This is a genomic window from Mucilaginibacter sp. (assembly GCF_039207105.1).
Lineage (GTDB): Bacteria > Bacteroidota > Bacteroidia > Sphingobacteriales > Sphingobacteriaceae > Mucilaginibacter.
This window is the reverse complement of the sequence record NZ_JBCECK010000046.1, coordinates 30,450-37,353: the sequence shown is the minus strand read 5'-3', so window position 1 is coordinate 37,353 and position 6,904 is coordinate 30,450. Positions and strand designations below refer to the sequence as shown.

The window sequence follows — 6,904 nt, the reverse complement described above, 5'->3', positions numbered from 1 at the left end:
TTAATAAACCGTGAAATGCTGGTGGTTACCCGCTATGTAAAAACCCCGGGCGGACTTAAAACCTTTGGCCAGCAATACGGTGGCGAAAAACTGAACGACCAGGTTTGGAAATGGGAACGTCATGATAAGCAAATATTCATCCGCGTACCCAGTTACTCTATCCGGGCCGATAGTACTTCGGATATGTATGAATCGGTTAAAAACTCCAACCTTGATGCTGTATTAGCATCCTTTGATATTAAGGCCTTCAATAAAGATACTACAGGGGTACTGATTGATGTTACCGATTTTTACAATGGCGATGTAGCTGCTATTGGTATTACCGACGATGTAAAGAAAGCTTATAAAATTTCGGCAGTTGATAATAGCCGGTCGTATATTGATACCATTAAAAGTTTCCCGATAAATGTGGAGGCCCGCACGCTGAAAACCTATCGCGCCGGTGATTCACCTACCGATAACACGAATGGCGCGGTAACCTTTGAGTTGAATACCTCGATGGTACTGCTGCCTAAAATCCCGATGAAAGCCCGCATCAGTGATGAAAGGGTAGGCTATTTTGGTCAGCGCCAAACAGATTATGGCACTAATGCCCAAAAATCATTGGTAACGGGTTATATCCACCGCTGGAAACTGGAACCTAAAGACCCTGTAGCCTATGCCGACGGCCAGTTGGTTGAGCCTAAAAAACAAATAGTTTATTACATTGACCCGGCAACGCCTAAAAAATGGGTGCCTTACCTTATTCAGGGTATTAACGATTGGAACAAGGCTTTTGAAGCTGCCGGTTTTAAAAACGCCATTGTAGGCAAAGAGGCCCCAACACCAAAGCAAGATCCTGAATTTAGCACTGAAGATGCGCGCTACAGCGTGATCAGGTATTTTGCATCAGATGTAGAGAACGCTTATGGCCCCCACGTTTCTGACCCGCGCACTGGCGAGATCCTGGAAAGCCATGTAGGCTGGTACCACAACGTCATGAGCCTGCTGCGCGATTGGTACCTGATACAAACCGCCGCCGTAAATCCTAACGCACGTAAGGCCCAGTTTACCGACGAGCAAATGGGCGAGCTCATCCGTTTTGTATCATCACACGAAATTGGCCACACCCTGGGTCTGCCACACAACTTTGGCTCAAGCTATGCTTACCCGGTTGATTCCTTAAGGTCAAAATCATTTACCGACAAGCATGGCACCGCGCCATCCATCATGGATTATGCCCGTTTCAATTACATAGCCCAGCCAGGCGATGGTGTTACCCACCTATATCCGCAAATTGGCGAGTATGACCTTTGGGCCATAAAATGGGGATATAGCTGGTTCCCGGGTAATAAAACAGCGCAACAGGAAAAAGATATTTTAGCCGCCTGGACAGATAAAAAGGCCGGCAATCCGCTTTATTACTTCGGCAGGCAGGGTACTTCTATCGACCCGCGTTTGCAAAACGAAGACCTGGGCGATAATGCTATGAAGGCAAGCACCTATGGCATTGCCAACCTTAAACGCATTTTACCAAACCTGGAAAAATGGACCTATCAAAAAAATGAGAACTTTAGCGATGTTGCCGAACTATATGGTGAAGTATTAAACCAATTTTACCGCTATATGGGCCACGTAACTACCAATATTGGCGGCATGAACGAAAACTTTAAAACCTATGATCAAAAAGGAGCGGTTTATGATTTTGTGAACAAAACCCGCCAGCGCGATGCGGCCCAGTTTTTAAACAAACAATTGTTTGATACCCCACTTTGGCTTATCAACAAGCCCGAATTAAGCAAATTTGATAACGGCTTGGTGCTTAATCGTATCAAATCCCTCCAGGTTTCTGTGCTTGCTAATATGCTTAACCCGTCAAGGCTGGCCCGTATGTATGATAACGAAGCCAAAAATGGTACAAAAGCTTATACCGTTGCCGACTTATTTACCGATATACGCGCCGGTATATTTAATAATATTAAGCCCGATGCCTTTAAGCGTAACCTGCAGCGTGGGTATGTTGATAACCTAAGAAGTTTATTAAATACCGATGCCAGCTTTTCATTCCCCGGCATAAGCGCTGTGCAACTGGCCGCGATGGGCTTAACTCCTATAAACATTGCCCTGTCAGACATCAGGCCGATGGTGCGTGCCGAATTAAAGAAAATTGATACCGGTTTGCCTAAAGGCGGCGATGCTTTAACAGCCGCGCACTTTGCCGACCTGCATTTGAGGATCAAAGAGGCTTTAAACCCAACCCGGCCAATAGTTAATTTCTCGCCAATGGGTGTACGTGCTATTAATGCAGATGAGCCACTGAAACAAAATAACGGAAATGACGATATGAATTGCTGGCCCAGAACGGTTACTGATAAGTAATTAACCCAGCCACATAATCTTATACCCCAGATCCTGCTTAGTAAATTAAGCAGGATTTTTTATTGCCGCAGCAAAAAACAGCGCTGATTTATTAAAAGCGATAGCGTGATTAAATACGGTTTAGAAGAGGCAATTACTTAAGCTGGCTAATGTTTTCAAAAAAAGCCTCCTGAAGATCAAGTAACGACTTTACATTAATTTTTTCGCCGTAAGCATCAAAACATAAAAACTTGGTGCTTTCAGGATGATCCTGTTTTTCCTTTTCAAAAAAGTTAAACGTTTCAAAAAAATAATGATTGGTTGTAATATGACTTTTGATGTTGGTTTGTGATGTGTTTAGCCGGAATCCTATTCCATCTATCCAATCGTGCACTTTAGTGTGCAATGTGTTGCTAATATTTTTCATAGGTTAAATTTATATTAATCTTAACGAAACGCCTGCCGCTTTGTTGTTTTCTTTTTTTAAACTTTTGTTTATTAACAGCTTGCGCATCAAAAAGTATAATGAACAACTTAACGCACAACAACCGTTCCTGAATTTTCATATACTGAAACTAATTATTCATGCATCCGTAATAAAGCAAATCATATATAAATTTTCAAGATCATGAAAATACACCGACTCCTGTTTCCCGTATTATTGACCTGTTTATTGAGCATCAGTGCTTGTAAAAAAGACGGAGCAACAGGTCCTGCAGGGCCAGCTGGCACTAATGGTGCTAATGGCACCGATGGAGCCGACGGCGCACAAGGCCCGAAAGGCGATCCCGGACAACAGGGCCCAGGCGGTCCGCAAGGCGCTACCGGACCGACAGGATCACAGGGGCAGACCGGGCCAACCGGACCGCAGGGTCCGGCAGGACCAGAGGGCCCAACCGGACCACAAGGACCTGCGGGACCACAAGGCCCCCAGGGACCGGCAGGGGAGGATGGTGCCAATATTCAAAGTTATCTATTAGTTAACCAGACTGTTACCCTTACCGGCTTCACTAAATTTAATATACCAGCAATTACCCAGGATATTGTTGACAGCGGCGTTATTTTAGTATATTTCAGAACCACCGGCAGCACTACCGGTTATTTCGCGCTGCCTTATAGTGAAGCTGGCCGTACCATAACCTTGTCAGATTTTGGTGTAGGCTATGTAAATGTGAAGGCTAACTTCTCACAAAGTGGGCTTGATTTTAAAATTGTAGTTATTCCGGGCAACGGGCTTAATACATTACAAGTAACCCATCCGGGCATTAACATGCGCAACTATAATGAGGTTGCATCGGCACTCCATATCAACTGATATCTTTATCTGAATACCATAATCACAAAAAAAGCCGGCATGTCCGGCTTTTTTTGTGGTTGGAATTGTAACAATGGTATGATTGATAGACCCTTAACTTAAAACATGTAACAATCATATGCCCTTTTGGTATTTAATACTTTATAAATTGAACATTTGTGTCCGGATTGTGTCTAATGATTAACTATTTAAAAAAAGCCAGCAGAACAAATACTTTATGAAACCCCTGTTCCTCATTTTAAGTTTAACCTTTTTATTCGCATTTAACTCATTTGCACAAACCGCACATGATGTAAGTGGTACCGTTGTTGATTCAACAAAATTATCCCTTCCCGGCAGCAGCATCAAGCTGGTATCAAACGGTGGCGATAGTACCATATCCATCGCAGATGCTAACGGAAAATTTGCCTTCTCGGGCATCAAAGGCAGCCAGATCACACTTACCATCTCATCTATCGGCTTTACCGCCATTAAAAAGCACTTCTCTCTTACTAATGATAATAAACCGGTTGATCTGGGCAACATCGTGATGCAGCTTTCAACTAACATGCTAAATCAGGTAACCATTGTTGGCGCTGCTAATCCTATTACCATTAAGGAAGATACTGTTGTTTATAATGCAGCGGCATATAAAGTACGTGAAAACGCGCCAACAGAAGACCTCATCAAAAAACTTCCCGGTGTTGATGTGGACGTGAACGGCAATATTACCACCCAGGGCAAACAAGTAACCAAAGTACGTATCAATGGTAAGGATTATATGGGCGGCGACGTACAAAGCGCTACCAAAAACCTGCCCGCCGATATTATTGAAAATATACAAATGATTGATGATTATGGCGATCAGGCCAATTTAACCGGCGTTAAAACCGGCGAGCCCGATAAGATCATGAACATCACCATCAGGAAAGATAAAAACTATGGCTATACCGGCCAGGCTACTGCAGGTGACGGTGAAGATGCATTGCCTAAAAGCCAGGGCATCCCTAACAAAAACCGTTACATCGGGTCATTAAACGTATTTAACTTCAATGGCGATCAGCAAATAGCCGTACAGGGTAGCTTTAACAATACCAATGTCAATACATTCTCGTTCGGAAGTACGGGCGGAGGAGGGGGCGGCCGTGGCTTTGGAAGCGGCGGTGGCGGCGGTTTTGGCGGCGGCGGCGGCCGGGGCAATGCCGGGCGGGGCAGTTTCAGTTCCGGAAGCCTGATCACTGCTCAGAATGGTATCACGGTAGCCCGCTCTATCGGTGTAAACTTTCGCGATCAGTGGGGTAAAAATCTTTCAGTATATGGTAGCTATAGCTTTGCCGACAATACCACATCAACTATCAATAATATAATTCAGCAAAATACATCATCAACTAATCCAAGTCAGCAAAACCAATACAGTTTGGAAAAGGATGAGAACATTAACCATCGTTTTACCTGGAATATGGAGTACAAGCCTGATACTATCAATTATTTAAAGATCACCCCAACGTTTTCTTATGGCGGTACCAACACCAATGAGATAGATACCGTATCGCTCACTCAAAGGCAAGGCCTAACTCAATACAACTCTATTTCTAACGGCGATTCGCAGGCACCAAATTATGGCATTACGGCATTATATAATCACCGCTTTGGCCACCGCCGCAACTTAAGCATTTTGGTTAATGCAAGTTCGGCGCCAACATGGTCATATCAAAACCCCGTTTATAATTACATCGTAGGTACTCCATCAACTCCTATAAACCAGTTAGTAAATACCTATAGCCGCACCAATAGCTATGGCACAAACTTGTCATACCTTGAACCACTGGGCCAGCGTTCATACCTGGAGCTTAACTATGCCTTTAATCATTCGGTTACCGCAAATAATAAAGAAACAGATACGTTAAGTACCAGCAATGAATATAACCGTTCAGATTTGTTGAGTAATCAATACAACTACACATTTACTACAAACAGGATTGGCTTAAATTATCGCTTTATCGAGAAAAAGTATAATTATACCTTAGGCTTGGGTGTGCAGCCTTCTGTTTTAGATGGCGATTCGCCGCTGAATGACATTATTACCCATAAATCAACCTTTAATATTATCCCTGCTGCCAGATTCATTTACAACTTTTCGCGCAGTAAATCATTCAGTGTTAATTACAACGGCTCAAACGCGGCGCCAACTTTTAACCAACTGCAACCGGTTATTGATTTTACAAACGCGTTTTATCCTGTTGTTGGTAATCCTAACCTGAATCCGGCATTTACCAATAACGTATCTATCCGGTATAATAACTTCAGCTTTGCCACCGGCGACGTATTTTTTGCCAACTTCTCTTATCAGCAAGTAAGCAACCAGGTAGTAACCAATACAATTACTTCTAAGGCCCCTCCTTCTAATAAAACTCCTACAATTTTAACTCAATACTTAAATGCGGATGGATATTATAACGTAAGCGGCCGTTTAACATTCTCTAAACCCTGGGCCGAGCGTAAGTATGCACTTACATTTAATGGTACAGCAACTTACAACAACAATGTGGGTTATTTAACCAGTGTTAATGAAGACCCGCTTAGCGCAACACAGGCTGAAATTGATGCAGCAAGGCAAAAAAATCTGGCCAAAAACTTCGTATTTACCCCGGAAGCTCGTTTCAGGGTTGATATACCCAACATTATTGACGCGCAGGTATTAACCAACTATGCTATTAACAGAACCAGTAACTCTGTAAAAAGTGATATTGCTGAGGCGCTGTCAAACGTACGCACCTGGAACTTAGGCGTAAACGGTAAAAATTATTTTGGCGATTGGGTGTTTAGTTACGATTATTCAAAGGCCACCAACTATGGTTATGCTAAAACCATCAATGTTACCAACCCCAACATATTAAATCTGTATGTTGAGCGCAGGTTCCTTAAAAATAAAGTGGCTACCATACGCCTTTCTGGGTTCGACCTATTTAACCAAAATACCGGCTTTACCTCAGTAACAACAGCCAGTTCAATCACGCAAACCCAGGTTAACAGGCTTGCCCGTTACTATCTATTAACATTTACCCTGCGCCTGCAAAAATTTGCTGGTAAAGCTCCGGTACAAGACCCTAATATGGGCGGCGGACGCCGGTACAACAGAGACGGAGGCGGAAACCGTGACGGTGGTAGCACGCCAGGTATCGGTCCAGGCCCGGGCGGCCCGGGTTCGCCTGAATAGTTTCACATTAAGCAAAACCTATAAAACAGAAAAACCCTTACCGCTAATGGTGAGGG

4 protein-coding genes are annotated in these 6,904 nt (G+C 43.5%); 3 read left to right on the top strand and 1 reads right to left on the bottom strand.

Translation table 11 applies throughout. The features are described from left to right. Positions 1–2,358 (top strand): zinc-dependent metalloprotease (locus AAGC65_RS11700; protein ID WP_343112633.1); only part of this gene is annotated, 2,358 nt, incomplete at its 5' end. Positions 2,359–2,491: 133 nt separating this feature from the next. Here the strand turns inward: AAGC65_RS11700 and AAGC65_RS11695 are convergent. Further along, complete coding sequence (locus tag AAGC65_RS11695; RefSeq protein WP_343112632.1) at positions 2,492–2,764, bottom strand: hypothetical protein; 273 nt, start codon at positions 2,762–2,764, stop codon at positions 2,492–2,494. Between the two features lie 201 nt (positions 2,765–2,965). Here AAGC65_RS11695 and AAGC65_RS11690 point away from each other — a divergent pair, with 201 nt between their 5' ends. Next, positions 2,966–3,652 carry a hypothetical protein gene (locus AAGC65_RS11690; RefSeq protein WP_343112631.1) on the top strand — a complete coding sequence of 229 codons (687 nt, stop codon included), beginning with the start codon at positions 2,966–2,968 and terminating at the stop codon, positions 3,650–3,652. A 217-nt stretch (positions 3,653–3,869) separates the two neighbouring features. Beyond that, positions 3,870–6,848 carry an outer membrane beta-barrel protein gene (locus tag AAGC65_RS11685; protein WP_343112630.1) on the top strand — a complete coding sequence of 993 codons (2,979 nt, stop codon included), beginning with the start codon at positions 3,870–3,872 and terminating at the stop codon, positions 6,846–6,848. Positions 6,849–6,904 lie beyond the last annotated feature (56 nt).

What these genes read in the sequence shown, in the direction of transcription:
- AAGC65_RS11695 (WP_343112632.1), bottom strand. Translation starts at nt 2,764, where the DNA reads ATGAAAAATATTAGCAACACATTGCACACTAAAGTGCACGATTGGATA.
- AAGC65_RS11690 (WP_343112631.1), top strand. Translation starts at nt 2,966, where the DNA reads ATGAAAATACACCGACTCCTGTTTCCCGTATTATTGACCTGTTTATTG.
- AAGC65_RS11685 (WP_343112630.1), top strand. Translation starts at nt 3,870, where the DNA reads ATGAAACCCCTGTTCCTCATTTTAAGTTTAACCTTTTTATTCGCATTT.